The following is a 15975-nucleotide window of genomic DNA, read 5'->3' as shown; positions in this document are numbered from 1 at the left end:
CGTCGCTCCGTGCCCCACCTGACTCACCGCCGCGCCGACGCGCCGCCTGCTCCGTGGTGCCCTGCGCCGAAAGTCCGTTCAGCCTGCCGAGGCGACGCGCACGGGAAGCTCCTGCAGTCCGCGCGTGATGATGTACGACGCCCGGGGCGGCGAGGCGGTTTCCAGCTCCAGGTCCAGCGCGGTCAGCTTCGCCACCGCGACCTGTGCGGCGAGCCGGGCGATGGGCGCGCCGACGCAGAAGTGCACGCCGAGCCCGAGGCCGAGGTTCCGTTCCGCGGGGCGCGACAGCAGCAGCGCGTCGGGGTCCTCGTAGACCTCGGGGTCGCGGCTGGCGGACCCGATCATCAGCATGACCTGTTCGCCGGCGGCGATCGGGACGCCCGCGACCTCGGCGTCCTCCAGCGCGACCCGGGAGATCATCTGCCCGGGCGGGTCGTAGCGCAGCATCTCCTCGACGGCGGCGGGCACCTCCTCCGGGTGCTCGCGCAGCCACGCCACCTGCTCGGGGTGCTGGAGCAGGGCGTACATGCCGTTGCCGATGAGGTTCACGGTCAGCGCGAACCCGGCCGACAGCAGGAGAGTGAGCGTGACGACCAGCTCGTGCCCGGTGAGCTTGCCGTCGGTGCCCTCGGCGGCGACCAGCTCGCTGATCAGGTCCCCGGTGGGCGCGGCCCGGCGCTCCTCGGCGAGCAGGCCGAAGTACTCGTACAGCTCGGCCCGGGCGCTGTCGCGGCGGGTGACCTCCTCAGGCGTGAGGAAGATGCTCGGGTCGAGGCCGTGGGCGATGTCGTTCGACAGCGCGCGGAACCGTTCGTGCTTCTCCGCCGGGACACCGAGCAGTTCGCCGAGCAGGATCGCGGGCAGCGGGTGGGCGACCGCGTCGATCAGGTCGAGGGGACCGTCGCCGGCCTCCGCCCTGGCCTTCTCGATCAGCTCGTCGACCAGCTCGCCGGCGCGGGTGCGCAGCGCGTCGATGCGGCGCGCGGCGAACGCCTGGCTGACCAGGCCGCGGATGCGGGTGTGGTCGGGCGGGTCCATGAAGATGAACGGGCGCACGGTGGTGCCGTCCGGCGCCTGGCTGAAGTGCTCCGCCACGGTGGCGCCGTCGCCCCAGCCGAACCGGTTGTCACGCAGCACCGCGGAGACCCCGGCGTGCCCGGGGACCACGACGAGGCCCAGGGGCGTACGGGTCACGGGACCCTGCTCGCGGATCTTGCGGTAGACGGCGTAGGGGTCGGCGTGGAAGGCCGGGTCGAAGGGGTCGAAGGGCAGAAGCTGCGAGAAGATCGCCGGATCTATCGCCTCCTCCGCCGCGCCCGCCCCTTCCTCGTTCACTGAAGTTTCCGACATGCTCTCCTGCTCCCCGTTAGATGGTGAAGTCCCGTTACGCGAGGGTGGGCGTCAGGCCGTAGGGGCCGGCACGAGCTCGACGGGCATCCGCAGGATGACCGTGTGCTTGTTGCTCGGCGCCCAGGTCACGTCGCCTTCGAGCCTGATCTCGGCCACCTGGTCGAGCAGCTCTTCCAGCAGCACGCGCATCTCGATCCGCGCGAGCTGCTCGCCGAGGCAGGAGTGCGTGCCGTGGGCGAACGCCAGGTGCGGGTTGGGGGAGCGGCGGATGTCGAAGGTCGTGGGGGCGTCGAAGACGGAGGCGTCCCGGTTGCCCGAGGCCCACCAGAAGGTGATCTTCTCGCCCGCCTTGATCTCGGTGCCGCGGAAGACGGTGTCGCGGAGCGCGGTCCGCCTGTTGTACGGCGTGGGGGTGGACCAGCGCAGCATCTCGTCGATGGCGCCGGGCAGCAGGGAGCGGTCGGCGCGCAGGGCCTGCCACTGCTCGGGGTGCTGGGCCAGGGCCAGGATGCCGGTCGCCAGCGCGTTGCGCGGCGGCTCGCTGCCGGCGATCAGCACCAGGCAGAAGAACGCCTCGCGCTCGTACTCCGACAGCGGCTCTTCGCCCCGGTCCGCGGGGATGTCACCGTGCGCCAGCACGGACATCAGATCGTTCGCGGGCGGGCCGGCCGCCGCGCGCTTCTGCGCGATCAGCTTCTTGCTGTACTCGTACATGGCGTACTGGGTCTCGGTGGCGGTCTGGTTGACCTGGCCGGAGAGGCGTTCCTCGAATCCGGCGAGGGTCTGACCCCACTCGATGAGCTGCGGCATGTCCGCCTCGGGTGCGCCCAGCACCTTCCCGACACACTCGATGGTGTACGGGGCCGTGACGGCCGGCTGGAAGTTCACCCGGCCCTGTGCGACCGCCTTCCCGACGAGCCGGGCCGCGACCTCACGCCATTCCGGTAACCGCGCCTCGACGGCCTGCCGGGCGACGGGCGGGCTGACCAGGTCCTTGAACATCTGGTGCCGCGGGTCGTCCTGCATGTTGATCAGCGCGCCGGCGTGCACCCCGGGCTTCAGGTCGTCGATGTGCGTGCCACCGCCCGCCCGCCCGACGCCGCCCTTCGAGGAGAACACCGGGTCCTCCGCGGCGGCCTTCAGATCGGCATGCCTGGACACGACCCAGAATCCCTCGCCGTCCACCGTGGTCCCCGGCGGGTGCCACAGCAGAGGAGCCTCCTCGCGGAGCCGCGCGAAGACCTCGTGCGGGAAGCCGTCGGTGTACCGCGTCTGATCGGTGAGGTCGAAGCCCCCCAGGACCGCCGGCAACTCGGCGGAATCCTGCCCATGATGCCCCGTCATTTCACTCCTCCCGCGACCAACCCCCTCGGCCGCCACCCCGTTTGAGACGTCGTCAGTGAAATCGAGGTCGAGTGTGTGGGATCACATCTGGGCTTGTCAAACAGTTACGTTTCGTTCTCGTTCCCCCCGGGAACCGGGCTCTCGCGGCCCGGATCGTCACGGGGAGCGACACCCGCCGGGGCGTACGCGCCGGCGCCCGAGCGACGCCCGCGCCCGCCCCGCACCCCACCGCCGACCGCCCCACCAGCGCGGGAAGCCCTCACCGGACGAGCGGCCCGCAGCGCACCCTCCGCAGCCCCGGGGAGAGCCGCCCGGTACGCACAGCAACGAACCCCTGCGCCGGATCTCTCCGAAGCAGGGGTTCTGTCATGCGACCTGAGCAATAACACAATATTGCCCTCTGTGTGCGCGAGGGGGGAGTTGAACCCCCACGTCCTTTCGGACACTGGAACCTGAATCCAGCGCGTCTGCCTATTCCGCCACCCGCGCAAAGGGTGTGCCGTCCGCGGCCGCAGGCCGCCCCGGCGTCGTGCTGACGTCAGGAAGCCTAACACGCGGTTCGGGCCCGAATCACCTCCGATTTGCCCGCACCGCGGCCGCTCGGGGCCGGTGGTGCGGGACACTGGGAGGAGCCGCCCGTACCATCCCAGGGGACGCCTGGGCGGACGGTGGAGGAGCAGGGCCGGACGGCCGGCCGGACAGTCGGCCGGACACGTGTGAGACAGGTGTGAGAGAGGACACCGCGTACCGGCGGCGGGGACCGGGAACCAGTCCATTCCCCCGCGCGTGGATACGATCAGCGTGCAGTTTCGAGCAGCATGTTCGAGGGCCCGGCGGGAAGGCCCGTAGGAGAGGAGGTGCCCCGTGGGAGTACTCAAGCGCTTCGAGCAGCGTCTCGAGGGTCTCGTCAACGGCACCTTCGCCAAGGTGTTCAAGTCCGAGGTGCAGCCGGTGGAGATCGCCGGCGCCCTGCAGCGCGAGTGCGACAACAACGCCACGATCTGGAACCGTGAGCGTACGGTCGTGCCCAACGACTTCATCGTGGAGCTGAGCGCCCCCGACTACGACCGGCTCGCTCCCTATTCCGGCCAGCTCGGCGAGGAGCTGGCCGCGATGGTCCGCGACTACGCCCAGCAGCAGCGCTACACCTTCATGGGCCCCATAAAGGTGCACCTGGAGAAGGCCGAGGACCTCGACACGGGGCTCTACCGGATCCGCAGCCGCACCCTGGCGGGCAGCCACTCCCAGGCGCCCGCGCGGGGCCGGCCCGGCGGCGGTGCGCCCACCGCGCCGCCCGGATCCGCCGCCCCCGCGGGGCCCGGCAGCTACGGCTCGCAGCCGAGCGACTACGCCGCCTACGGCCGGCCGCCGCAGCACCAGCCGCCGCCGATGCCCGCGGGCCCGCCGCCCGGACCGCCCGGCGGCGCCCCCGCAGGCGCCCCGCCCGGCGGCGCGCGCCGGCTGCGCCACTGGCTGGAGATCAACGGCGTACGCCACCAGATGACCAGGCAGTCCCTAGTCCTCGGGCGCAGTACGGAAGCCGACGTGCGGATCGACGACCCCGGCGTCTCCCGCCGGCACGCCGAGATCCGTACCTTCGACGGCGGCGCGATGGTGCAGGATCTCGGGTCGACCAACGGCATCGTGGTGGACGACCAGCACACCCAGCGCGCTACGCTCCGCGACGGCTCACGCATCCGCGTGGGCAACACCACCGTCCTCTACCGGCAAGAAGGGTGAAGCGGGGCCGATGTCAGAGCTGACCCTGACGGTCATGCGGCTGGGTTTCCTCGCCGTACTGTGGCTGTTCGTCATCGTCGCCGTACAGGTCATCCGCAGTGACCTGTTCGGCACCCGGGTCACCCGGCGGGCGGCGGCCGCCCAGGACCGCCCGCCGCCGCGGCCGCAGGCGCCGCCGCAGGACGCCAGGGGCGGCCGCGGCGGGCGCCGGGGCCAGCGCGGGGCCCCGACCAAACTCGTGGTCACCGAGGGGTCGCTCACCGGCACCACCGTCACCCTGCAGGGGCAGACCATCACCCTGGGACGGGCCCACGATTCCACAATCGTGCTGGACGACGACTACGCCTCCTCGCGGCATGCCAGGATCTATCCGGACCGTGACGGGCGCTGGATCGTGGAGGACCTCGGTTCCACCAACGGCACCTACCTCGACCGGTCCCGGCTCACCTCGCCGGTGCCGATCCCGCCCGGCGCACCGGTCCGGATCGGCAAGACCGTCATCGAGCTGCGGAAGTAGAAGACCATGACCGGAGGGCGGGCACCATGCGGATGTACCCGGAGCCGACCGGCGAGGTGCGCATGAGCCTCTCTCTGCGCTTCGCCGCCGGGTCGCACGAGGGCATGATCCGTGACCACAACGAGGACTCCGGATACGCCGGTCCCCGGCTGCTCGCCATCGCCGACGGCATGGGCGGCCAGGCCGCCGGCGAGGTCGCCAGCTCCGAGGTCATCTCCGTCATGGTCGCCCTGGACGAGGACGTCCCCGGATCCGACCTGCTCACCGCGCTCGGCACGACCGTGGAGCACGCCAACGACCGGCTGCGCCGCATGGTCGAGGAGGACCCGCGCCTGGAGGGCATGGGCACCACGCTCACGGCCCTGCTGTGGACGGGCCAGCGGCTCGGCCTGGTGCACGTCGGCGACTCCCGCGCGTACCTGCTGCGCGACGGTGCGCTGACGCAGATCACCAAGGACCACACCTGGGTGCAGCGGCTCGTCGACGAGAACCGCATCACCGAGGAGGAGGCCACCACCCATCCGCAGCGCTCGCTGCTGATGCGCGCCCTCGGCAGCGGCGACCAGGTCGAGCCCGACCTCTCCATCCGCGAGGTGCGCGCCGGCGACCGCTACCTGGTCTGCTCCGACGGCCTGTCGTCCGTGGTCAGCCACGAGACGATGGAGAACACCCTCGCCGGCTACGCCGGGCCGCAGGAGACCGTGCAGGAGCTGATCGAGCTGGCGCTGCGCGGCGGCGGCCCGGACAACATCACCGTGATCATCGCCGACGTCCTCGACGCCGCCGACGACGACACCATGGCCGGCCGGCTCAACGACGCCCCCCTGGTCGTCGGCGCCGTCGCCGAGAACCAGCACCAGATCGACACCGCCGGCATGCAGACCCCGGCCGCCCGCGCCGCGGGCCTCGGCCGGCCCACGCCGCCGCAGGCCGGCGGCTTCGGCCCGGCCGACGACGGCCGCGACCCGTACGGGCTGTCGTACAACGACGAGGACTTCATCAAGGCCCCGCCCCGCTTCAAGTGGCTCAAGCGCGGGCTCCTGCTCGCCGTGGTCCTCGGCGGGCTGGGGTACGGCGGCTACAAGGCGTACGACTGGACCCAGTCGCAGTACTACGTGGGCACGAAGGACGACCACGTCGCCGTGTACCAGGGCATCGACCAGAAGCTCGCCTGGATGAGCCTGTCCTCCGTCCACCAGGACCACCCGGACATCGAGCTGAAGTTCCTCCCCGGGTACCAGCAGAAGCGCGTCGAGGACAACATCGCCGAGGAGAGCCTCGGCGACGCGCAGGCGAAGGTGGCCGACCTGCAGGAGCAGGCCGACGTCTGCCGTACGGTCGCGGAGGCCGAGGCCGCCGACTCCCGCGCGCAGGAGGAGGAGCGGCGGCAGCAGGAGCAGGAGAAGCAGAACCCCGACAAGCAGGGCGACGCCGGAGACAAGGCGGGGGACGACAAGGCCGAGTCGCCGGCACCCGGAGCCTCGTTGACCGAGGAAGAGCAGAAACTGGCGAGGCAGTGCCCGGAGCAATAACCCGTTGGGGGGCGGACCGTCCATGAGCAGCAGCCACACCAGCACCATCAGCTCGGTGGCGGCGCCCAGTCGGCGCAACACAGAACTGGCGATGCTCGTCTTCGCCGTGCTGATCCCGGTCTTCGCGTACATCAACGTGGGTCTGGCGAAGGAGGACACCGTCCCCGCCGGCGTCCTCGGCTACGCGGCGGGGCTCGGCTGTCTGGCCGCCGTCGCGCACCTGGTGGTACGGAAGTTCGCCCCGTACTCCGACCCGCTGCTGCTGCCGATCGCCACCCTCCTCAACGGCCTGGGCCTGGTGCTGATCTGGCGCCTGGACCAGGAGCCGTCGCTGACCACGCCCGCGCTCGGTGGCCCGATGGCGCCCGGCCAGCTCATGTGGTCCGCGGTCGGCGTCGGGCTCTTCGTGGTCGTGCTGCTCTTCCTCAAGGACCACCGGGTCCTGCAGCGTTACACGTACATCTCCATGGCCGCGGCGCTGGTCCTGCTGATCATGCCGATGGTGCCGGGCCTGGGCGCCAACGTGAACGGCGCCCGCATCTGGATCCGCATCCCGGGTCTCGGCTCGCTGCAGCCCGGCGAGTTCGCGAAGATCGTCATCGCGGTCTTCTTCGCCGGCTACCTCATGGTCAAGCGGGACGCCCTGGCCCTGGCCAGCCGCCGCTTCATGGGCCTGTACCTGCCGCGCGGCCGCGACCTCGGCCCGATCCTGGTGATCTGGGGCCTCAGCCTCATGATCCTGGTCTTCGAGACCGACCTCGGCACCTCGCTGCTCTTCTTCGGCCTGTTCGTGATCATGCTCTACGTGGCCACGGAGCGCACGAGCTGGATCGTCTTCGGCCTGCTGCTGTCCGCGCTCGGCGCGGTCAGCGTGGCCTCCTTCAACAGCCACATCGGCGACCGCGTCGACAACTGGCTGAACCCGCTGGCGCGCAGCCCCGTCAACGACGGCGTGACCGAGACCGCCCAGGCGATGTACTCCTTCGGCTCCGGCGGCCTCTTCGGCTCCGGTCTCGGCCAGGGCTTCTCCCGCCTGATCGGCGGCATCGCCACCAAGAGCGACTACATCCTCGCCACCGTCGGCGAGGAGCTGGGCCTGACCGGCCTGATGGCGATCGTCGTCCTGTACGGGCTCCTCATCGAGCGCGGCATGCGCACGGCCCTCGCGGCCCGCGACCCGTTCGGCAAGCTGCTCGCGGTCGGCCTCTCCGGCGCGTTCGCGCTGCAGTGCTTCGTCGTCGCCGGCGGCGTCACCGCGCTCATCCCGCTCACCGGTATGACGATGCCGTTCCTCGCCCAGGGAGGCTCCTCGGTCATCGCCAACTGGGCACTGATCGCGATCCTGCTGCGCATCAGCGACACCGCACGCAGACCCGCTCCGGCGCCGGCGCCTTCGCCGGACGCCGAGATGACCCAGGTGGTACGCACATGAACAAGCCGCTCCGCCGCGTCGCCGTCTTCTGCGGCCTGCTGGTGATAGCCCTGCTCGTCCGGGTCAACTGGATCCAGTTCGTCGAGGCCGACGAACTGCGCAACCACGAGGACAACCGGCGCGTGGCCATCGAGCGCTACGCCCACCCCCGCGGCAACATCATCGTCGGCGACAAGGCGATCACCGGCTCGACCGAGACGTCCGGCAGCGACTTCCAGTACAAGCGCACCTACAAGGACGGCCCTCTGTGGGCCCCCGTCACGGGGTACGCCTCCCAGGCGTTCGGCGCCAACCAGTTGGAGGCGCTGAACGACGGCATCCTCACCGGCAACGACGACCGGCTGTTCTTCAACCGCACGATCGACATGATCACCGGCAAGGACAAGAAGGGCGGCAACGTCGTCACCACCCTCGACGCGGGCGTGCAGAAGGCCGCGTTCGAGGGCCTGGGCGACCGCAAGGGCGCCGTCGCCGCCATCGACCCGGAGACCGGCGCGATCCTCGGCCTGGCCAGCAGCCCCAGCTACGACCCGTCCTCGTTCGCGGGCAACTCCGACAAGGACTCGAAGAACTGGGTGGCGCTGAACAAGGACAAGGACAAGCCCATGCTCAACCGGGCGCTGCGCGAGACGTACCCGCCCGGCTCGACGTTCAAGGTCGTCACGGCCGCGGCGGCGCTGGAGAGCGGCGAGTACGACATGGACGAGCCGACCGGCGCCCCCGAGACGTACAAGCTGCCGCTGTCGACCAACACCCTGGGCAACGAGGTCACGGGCGTGTGCGAGGACGCCACCCTGCGCGAGGCGCTGCAGTGGTCCTGCAACTCGGTCTACGCGATGATCAGCGACAAGGTCGGCAACGAGGGCATGATCGACATGTCCGAGAAGTTCGGCTTCGGCAATGCCGAGCTGGACACCCCGGTCCGCGCCGCCGAGAGCATCTACCCGGAGATGGACCGCCCGCAGAACGCCATGGGCGGCATCGGCCAGGCGTCCAACCGCGCGACGCCGCTGCAGATGGCGATGGTCGCCTCGGCCGTCGCCAACGACGGCGAGCTGATGAAGCCGTACATGGTCGAGAAGCTGGTCGCGCCGAACCTCAACGACATCGAGGTGACGCAGACGCAGAAGCTCAGCGAGCCGCTGTCCGGCGAGAACGCGCAGAAGATGCAGCAGATGATGGAGACCGTCGTCAACGAGGGCACGGGCTCCAACGCCAAGATCGACGGGGCCACCGTCGGCGGCAAGACGGGTACCGCGCAGCACGGCATCGACAACCGCGACCTGCCGTACGCCTGGTTCATCTCGTACGCCAAGGACCCCGACAGCGGCAAGCAGATCGCCGTCGCCGTCGTGGTCGAGGACGCGAGCGCGAACCGCGACGACATCTCCGGCGGCGGCGTCGCGGCGCCGATCGCCAAGAGCGTGATGGAAGCCGGACTGGGGCGGTAGGCCGCACGCAAGCGGGACGCAGGCGGGGAACGAGAGGGTGAGGAGTGGAGCAGCGGGGGGTGTCCCCCGGGGGGTGTGCCGGGAAAGTGACCGCATGAGGGGAACCGCGGAGCGGGTGCGCGGCGTCACCCGATAGCGGTCGGATACCGGTCGGATATCGGCTGACGGTCTGGCCCGAACGGTGTCATCCGCGCCCGGTACGGTATGCCGAGCAGCACGAGCCGGACACCCCGTGCCGGCGCTCCACTTCGGCACGGGGGCAGGAACGGAAGAGGGCTGGGAGAAGCTATGGAAGAGCCGCGTCGCCTCGGCGGGCGGTACGAGCTGGGCCAGGTGCTCGGCCGCGGCGGGATGGCCGAGGTGTACCTCGCCCACGACACCCGCCTCGGTCGTACGGTCGCGGTCAAGACGCTGCGCGCCGACATGGCCCGCGACCCCTCGTTCCAGGCCCGCTTCCGCCGTGAGGCCCAGTCCGCCGCCTCCCTGAACCATCCCGCCATCGTCGCTGTGTACGACACCGGCGAGGACTACATCGACAGCGTCTCCATCCCGTACATCGTCATGGAGTACGTCGACGGCTCCACGCTGCGCGAGCTGCTGCACTCCGGCCGCAAGCTGCTGCCCGAGCGCACGCTGGAGATGTGCACCGGCATCCTCCAGGCCCTGGAGTACTCGCACCGCAGCGGCATCGTCCACCGCGACATCAAGCCGGCGAACGTCATGCTGACGCGCACCGGCCAGGTCAAGGTCATGGACTTCGGCATCGCCCGTGCGATGGGCGACTCCGGCATGACGATGACGCAGACCGCCGCGGTCATCGGCACCGCGCAGTACCTCTCCCCCGAGCAGGCCAAGGGCGAGCAGGTCGACGCGCGCTCCGACCTGTACTCGACGGGCTGCCTGCTGTACGAGCTGCTGACGGGACGGCCGCCGTTCGTCGGCGACTCCCCGGTCGCGGTGGCGTACCAGCACGTGCGCGAGGAGGCGCCGCCGCCGAGCACGTTCGACCCCGAGGTCACGCCCGAGATGGACGCCATCGTGATGAAGGCGCTCGTCAAGGACCCGGACTACCGGTATCAGAGCGCCGACGAGATGCGCGCCGACATCGACGCCGCGCTGGAGGGCCTGCCCGTCGCGGCGGCCGCCGCGATGGGCGCCGCCGGCTTCGCCGGCGACACCCCGACCACCGCCATGACCCCGCAGAACGGCTACGGCACCTCGATGCTGCCGCCCGCCCGGGACGACGACGGCGGCATGGGCTACGACGACCGCGGCGCGGGCCGCCGCCGGCAGCAGAAGCGCAGCGGTGCGACCTCGACGGTGCTGCTGATCCTCGCCGGCATCCTGGTCCTCGTCGGCGCCATCTTCATCGGCAAGTCCATCTTCGGGGACCAGGGGGCCGACCCGGTCGAGGTGCCGGACGTCGTCGGCGAGAAGTTCGAGGACGCCCAGAACGCCATGAGCAACGTCAAGCTCACCCTCACCAAGGACGGCGAGGAGCGCTGCGACGAGCCCAAGGGCACGGTGTGCAGCACCAACCCGGCGCCCGGCGAGGAGGTCGACCGCGGCTCGACGGTCACGGCGGTCGTCTCCAAGGGCTCGGGCGTGCAGAAGGTCACCGTCCCGGACGTGACGGGCATCGACGCCGACGAGGCCGAGGACACCCTGCGCGAGGCGGGCTTCGACGTCGACCAGGAGGAGCAGGAGTCCAGCGAGCCGGAGGGGCAGGTCCTGAGCCAGGACCCCGAGGGCGACACCAAGGCCGCGAAGGGCGCACTCGTCACGCTCACCGTCGCGGCCGCGCCGGAGGAGACGGAGCCGGCGACGATCAACATCCCGCGGGTCATCGACCTGTCGTACGAGGACGCGAAGTCGACCCTGGAGGGTCAGGGCTTCGTCGTCTCGCGCACCGATCAGCAGACGGCCGACGCCGCCCCGGAGACGGTCATCGCGCAGAGCCCGGAGGGCGGCACGGCGGCCACGGAGGGCGACACGGTCACGGTGACCGTCGCCGTCGAGCCGGACGAGCCGGCGACGGTGGCGGTGCCGTCGGACCTGGTCAACAAGACCGTCGGAGAGGCGAAGGCCCAGCTTGACGGCATGGGCCTGGTCGTCGGCTTCATGCCCGGCGTCCCCTCGGACGACGCCGCGATCATCCTGGCGCACGACCCGCCGGCGGGGACCGAGGTGGAGGCCGGCAGCACCGTGAACCTGGTCACGCGGCCGGGCGAGGACGGGTAGGCCGGCTCCCGGCCGCGGAGATCACGGCGATGCGAGTGCCCCCGCCGAGCGGGTAGGCTGGGGGCCGCTTCGGGGCCTTAGCTCAGTTGGTAGAGCGCTGTCTTTGCATGGCAGATGTCAGGAGTTCGACTCTCCTAGGCTCCACGGATCCGCACAGCGGATCGGATGCGTACGAACGCCCTCCGGAGGATCTTCCGGAGGGCGTTCGTACGCTCGGAGCCGCTTGTCCTCGACGTGGACGACCTGCGTCCCGGTGGTGACCGGTGACGATCCAGCCGTCGGCGCTTGTGACGCCGGTCACGCCGAAGTCCGCCGCTTCGGAGCCTCCCGGCCGCCGTCAGAGGTCGTCCTCGCGTTCGTAGTACGCGCGGTCGGTGTCCGTGGGTTCGCCCGCCTCCGAGCGGGCCGTGCCGCCGCCCTCGGCGTCCATGTCCGCCGCCGCCTGGCGGGCCTGGGCGTCCTGGTCCCCGGCGTCGGCGCGGTCGATGCGGGTCTCGCGGTCCATGTACTCGGTGTCGTCGACGATCCGGGTCGTGGAGGCGTCGCCGCCGGGTTCGGTGGCCTCCGGGGGTTCGACCATCCAGTCCGGGTTCACCTGGCGGTCCCACCAGCGCCAGGCGACGACCGCGGCGGCGCCGAGGGCGCCGACGACGGCGGTGCGCTTGACCGTGCGGGCGACGGCCGCCCGGCGGTGGCGCCTGCGGGCCAGATCGTCGATCTCCCCCGGGCTCACCTCGCCCCGCAGTGCCGACAGCGCCGCGGCGCCGCGGGCGACGGCCTGCCGGGTCGCGGGGCCCGCGGCGGCCTTCGTCGCCACCACCGCGGCCTTCGTCGCCGCGGCGGCGCCCAGGATGCGCGGGGCGGCGTACGCCGCCGCTCCGCGCGCCCGGCGGGCCGCGTCGGAGGCGGTCCTGTCCAGCTCGTCGGGCACCGCCTGGCGCACCTTCCGCACATGGGGCTCCAGGTGGGCGCCGTACGCCACCTGGGCGCTCGCGGCCATGTCGGAGACCTTCGGGCCGATGCGCTCGCGCGCCTCGTGCGCCATGTGGGCGCACTGGTCCCTGGCGGTGGCGGCGTACGGCGCCACCGCCTCGGCCGCCTGCTGCACGCTCTGCTTCGCCGTGTCAGTGGCCGTGCGCGCACCGTTCTTGCGAGTCACGGATTTCTCCTTCGTACGGGACGGGTGGCACTGTGCGCCTGTTCACCTGCGTACAGATCATGCCCAGATTCAACCGTTTAAGCATGTTATGTCACACCGGTGACTTAGCAGGAGGCTGGGGATCGCCCGGCCGGGCGTGCGAGGATCGGGGGACGCACTGAATCCGTAAGGAAGGCACATCGTGGCCGAGCAGCTCTACGCCACCCTGAAGACGAACCACGGCGACATCGAGGTGAAGCTCCTGCCGAACCACGCGCCGAAGACGGTGCAGAACTTCGTCGGGCTCGCCACCGGCGAGCGCGAGTGGACCCACCCGGCGACGGGCCAGGTCTCCCGCGAGCGTCTGTACGACGGCACCGTGTTCCACCGCGTCATCAGCGGTTTCATGATCCAGGGCGGTGACCCGCTGGGCAACGGCACCGGCGGCCCCGGCTACGAGTTCGGTGACGAGTTCCACCCGGACCTGGCCTTCGACCGTCCGTACCTGCTGGCGATGGCGAACGCCGGGCCCGGCACCAACGGCTCGCAGTTCTTCATCACCGTGTCGCCCACGGCCTGGCTGACGGGCAAGCACACCATCTTCGGTGAGGTCACCGACGAGGCCGGCAAGAAGGTCGTCGACGAGATCGCGGCCGTCCGGACGAAGCGGGCCGACCGCCCCGAGAAGGACGTGGTCATCGAGTCCGTGGAGATCACGCGCCGCTGACTCCGGGAACCTGAGCGCCCCGCCCGTCGTACCACCGGCAGGTGAGTCGACGGGCGGGAGTGCGGGGCGGGGCGTGCGGAGAACCAGAGGGGACGCGGGCTAGTGACGGACCAGGCACCGGGAGGGGCGGAGAGACCGGCCGAGGACAGCGGCCTGCCGGGCTGCTACCGGCACCCGGACCGCGAGACCGGCGTGCGCTGCGTGCGCTGTGACCGGCCCATCTGCCCGGAGTGCATGATAAGCGCGTCGGTCGGCTTCCAGTGCCCCGAGTGCGTCCGCGGCGGCTCCGGTACGGCCCACCCGCCGGGCGCCGCCGCGCCCCGTACGCTCGCGGGCGGCGTCATGTCGGACGACCCGCGCCTCCTCACCAAGATCATCCTCGGCCTCAATCTCGCGGTCTTCCTCGCCGTGCTCACCGGCGGCGACCGCGTCACCGACCCGATGCTCCTCGTCGGGCAGGCCGTCTTCTCCTTCGGCGGCCCGCTCGAAGGCGTCGCGGAGGGCCAGTACTACAGGCTGCTCAGCTCCGTCTTCCTGCACCAGGAAGTCGCCCACATCGCGCTGAACATGCTGGCGCTGTGGTTCCTCGGGCCGCCGTTGGAGGCCGCGCTCGGCCGGCTGCGGTTCGTCACGCTCTATCTGCTCTCCGGCCTCGGCGGCAGCGCGCTGTTCTATCTGGTCGCCGCGCCCAACGACGCCGCCCTCGGTGCCTCCGGCGCCATCTTCGGCCTCTTCGGCGCCACCGCGGTGCTGATGCGCCGGATGAACTACGACATGCGTCCCGTGCTGGTGCTGCTGGCGATCAACCTGGTCTTCACCTTCACCTGGTCGGGCATCGCCTGGCAGGGCCACATCGGCGGGCTGGTGGTCGGCACGGCCGTCGCGTACGGGTTCGTGCACGCGCCCCGCGGCAAGCGGGTCCTGGTGCAGCGGGCGGTGGCCGCCGGGGCGCTGCTGGCGATCGTCGCGGTGGTCGTGATCCGCACCCTCCAACTGACGTAGCAGCCGCCTCGGCGGGCTACGTAACCTCCGGGCCGCAGCCGCGTTGAGAGGGGTGGGGCAAGCAGCCACGCCCGAAGTTGTCCACAGGTAGTCAGCGATCCTGTGCGTACCGTGGGGACAGCCGTTCGATATCGAACACGCCTGCGTTTTCCTTGGCAGGCCGCGGAATCACCGCTGGTCCGGACGGCGTACCGCGGTCGGACCGGCGTCAACGCCACTGAGGTTATCCACAGATCTTCTGCTTTCTGCACAGCTGTGGATGACCTGTGGATAACTCTGCTCACGACCGGCCGCGAGGCGGCTGACGACGGCTACTTCCACTGCGTGGAGACGACGAACCCCGCGAGGATGAAGCCGAAGCCGACCACGATGTTCCAGTTGCCGATCGCTTCGAGCGGCAGATCCCCGGTGGTGACGTAGAAGACGACGATCCAGGCGAGTCCGATGACGAACAACGCCAGCATCAGCGGCGCCACCCAGCTCCTGCCGGTGCCTGAGAGCTTGAACTCGCCCGACTTCGCCGGCGGCGGGGTGTAATCGGCCTTCTTACGGATCCGTGACTTCGGCACGAGAGACTCTCCTGTCGACGCTGCGGTTGCGGGCCTGTCGGGGAGGCCCCGAGCCGCGGGGGCGGCTCCTTCCCCGGGCGTGTCCGTTAGCGTAGTCCTTCCACCGGGGGTAAGGAGACAAGGGTACGGTGACCAATTCCGCTCGGCGGCTCCTTGTCAGGCCCGCACGGCTGTTCACCTTCGCCGCCTTCGCCCTCGCCGGGCTGATCTTCTGGACGAGCTTCAACACCGCGCAGGGCACCAACCTGCGCACCGACGACTCCATGCTCCGCCTCACCGACCTCATCTACGAGCGCGACCGCGCCAACCAGCGCCTCGACGGCGGCAACGCCTCGCTCCGCGAGGACGTCGACTCCCTCGCCGAGCGCGACCACGGCGCCGGCACCGCCCCCGGCAACGAGCTCCAGGAGGCGGAGCGGGCGGCCGGGGCCACCGAGGTCGACGGCGCCGGGCTCACGGTGACGCTCACCGACGCCCCGCCGGACGCCACCGCGCTCATCCCCGGCGTCCCGGACCCCACGCCGGACACCCTCGTCGTGCACCAGCAGGATCTGCAGGCCGTCGTCAACGCCCTGTGGGCGGGCGGCGCGGAGGGCATCCGGGTCATGGACCAGCGGCTGATCTCCACCAGCGCGGTGCGCTGCGTCGGCAACACCCTGATCCTGCAGGGCCGGGTGTACTCACCCCCCTACAAGATCACCGCGGTCGGCGACCGGCAGGACCTCCAGGCCGCCCTGGACGCCGAGCCCGCGGTGCAGAACTATCTGCGGTACGTGGAGGCGTACGGTCTCGGCTACGAGGTCGAGCGGCACGACTCGGTGACACTGCCCGGCTACTCCGGCACCGTCGGCCTGCACCACGCCCGCCCCGTGGAGTGACGACTCCCACGTCCCCCCCGGCCGGTGGCGCGGGCGAAGCCCGCCGCTTCGGGG

13 protein-coding genes and 2 tRNA genes are annotated in these 15975 nt (G+C 70.9%); 10 read left to right on the top strand and 5 right to left on the bottom strand.

Annotation, left to right across the window (positions count from 1 at the left end; genetic code table 11):
* Positions 1 to 78: 78 nt before the first annotated feature.
* The 3 genes from ABGA99_RS21305 to ABGA99_RS21295 form a co-directional block, all read right to left on the bottom strand.
* Positions 79 to 1350, bottom strand: a complete 1272-nt coding sequence (locus tag ABGA99_RS21305) for a cytochrome P450 (RefSeq protein WP_347581405.1) — start codon at positions 1348 to 1350, stop codon at positions 79 to 81.
* 51 nt (positions 1351 to 1401) lie between these two features.
* Complete coding sequence (locus ABGA99_RS21300) at positions 1402 to 2694, bottom strand: cytochrome P450 (RefSeq protein ID WP_347583212.1); 1293 nt, start codon at positions 2692 to 2694, stop codon at positions 1402 to 1404.
* Between the two features lie 405 nt (positions 2695 to 3099).
* A tRNA-Leu gene (locus ABGA99_RS21295) sits at positions 3100 to 3183 on the bottom strand.
* A 375-nt stretch (positions 3184 to 3558) separates the two neighbouring features.
* On the opposite strand from ABGA99_RS21295, the gene ABGA99_RS21290 reads away from it, so the two are divergent.
* The 7 genes from ABGA99_RS21290 to ABGA99_RS21260 all read left to right on the top strand — a co-directional run bounded on the left by ABGA99_RS21290 (position 3559) and on the right by ABGA99_RS21260 (position 11751).
* Positions 3559 to 4434 (top strand): DUF3662 and FHA domain-containing protein, encoded by an 876-nt coding sequence (locus tag ABGA99_RS21290; RefSeq protein WP_347581403.1) that lies wholly within the window; start codon positions 3559 to 3561, stop codon positions 4432 to 4434.
* A gap of 10 nt (positions 4435 to 4444) precedes the next feature.
* Positions 4445 to 4951, top strand: coding sequence for an FHA domain-containing protein (locus ABGA99_RS21285; RefSeq protein ID WP_347581402.1), 507 nt, complete (start codon positions 4445 to 4447; stop codon positions 4949 to 4951).
* Between the two features lie 26 nt (positions 4952 to 4977).
* Entirely contained in the window at positions 4978 to 6483 is a 1506-nt protein-coding gene (locus tag ABGA99_RS21280) for a PP2C family serine/threonine-protein phosphatase (RefSeq protein WP_347581401.1), read from the top strand.
* Positions 6484 to 6505: 22 nt separating this feature from the next.
* Entirely contained in the window at positions 6506 to 7915 is a 1410-nt protein-coding gene (locus ABGA99_RS21275) for an FtsW/RodA/SpoVE family cell cycle protein (RefSeq protein WP_347581400.1), read from the top strand.
* Entirely contained in the window at positions 7912 to 9366 is a 1455-nt protein-coding gene (locus ABGA99_RS21270) for a penicillin-binding transpeptidase domain-containing protein (protein WP_347581399.1), read from the top strand. The genes ABGA99_RS21275 and ABGA99_RS21270 overlap by 4 nt, the downstream gene beginning before the upstream one ends.
* A gap of 288 nt (positions 9367 to 9654) precedes the next feature.
* Positions 9655 to 11607: a Stk1 family PASTA domain-containing Ser/Thr kinase gene (gene pknB / locus ABGA99_RS21265; protein ID WP_347581398.1), complete on the top strand. Its 1953-nt coding sequence runs from the start codon at positions 9655 to 9657 to the stop codon at positions 11605 to 11607.
* 71 nt (positions 11608 to 11678) lie between these two features.
* Positions 11679 to 11751, top strand: a tRNA-Ala gene (locus ABGA99_RS21260).
* 193 nt (positions 11752 to 11944) lie between these two features.
* Here the strand turns inward: ABGA99_RS21260 and ABGA99_RS21255 are convergent.
* The gene (locus tag ABGA99_RS21255) at positions 11945 to 12766 is read right to left on the bottom strand and encodes a DUF5324 family protein (protein WP_347581397.1); all 822 of its coding nucleotides are present in this window, start codon (positions 12764 to 12766) and stop codon (positions 11945 to 11947) included.
* Positions 12767 to 12947: 181 nt separating this feature from the next.
* Between ABGA99_RS21255 and ABGA99_RS21250 the strand changes: the two genes are divergently transcribed.
* Positions 12948 to 13472 (top strand): peptidylprolyl isomerase, encoded by a 525-nt coding sequence (locus ABGA99_RS21250; RefSeq protein ID WP_347581396.1) that lies wholly within the window; start codon positions 12948 to 12950, stop codon positions 13470 to 13472.
* A gap of 102 nt (positions 13473 to 13574) precedes the next feature.
* Positions 13575 to 14474 carry a rhomboid family intramembrane serine protease gene (locus tag ABGA99_RS21245; RefSeq protein WP_347581395.1) on the top strand — a complete coding sequence of 300 codons (900 nt, stop codon included), beginning with the start codon at positions 13575 to 13577 and terminating at the stop codon, positions 14472 to 14474.
* 311 nt (positions 14475 to 14785) lie between these two features.
* Here the strand turns inward: ABGA99_RS21245 and crgA are convergent, their stop codons facing one another.
* Positions 14786 to 15043 carry a cell division protein CrgA gene (gene crgA, locus ABGA99_RS21240; protein WP_347581394.1) on the bottom strand — a complete coding sequence of 86 codons (258 nt, stop codon included), beginning with the start codon at positions 15041 to 15043 and terminating at the stop codon, positions 14786 to 14788.
* 128 nt (positions 15044 to 15171) lie between these two features.
* On the opposite strand from crgA, the gene ABGA99_RS21235 reads away from it, so the two are divergent.
* Positions 15172 to 15921, top strand: a complete 750-nt coding sequence (locus tag ABGA99_RS21235; RefSeq protein WP_347583211.1) for a DUF881 domain-containing protein — start codon at positions 15172 to 15174, stop codon at positions 15919 to 15921.
* Positions 15922 to 15975 lie beyond the last annotated feature (54 nt).

It is taken from the genome of Streptomyces sp. B5E4 (assembly GCF_039871555.1).
Lineage (GTDB): Bacteria > Actinomycetota > Actinomycetes > Streptomycetales > Streptomycetaceae > Streptomyces.
The sequence above is the reverse complement of the archived record's forward strand: the minus strand, read 5'-3'. Positions and strand labels throughout refer to the sequence as shown.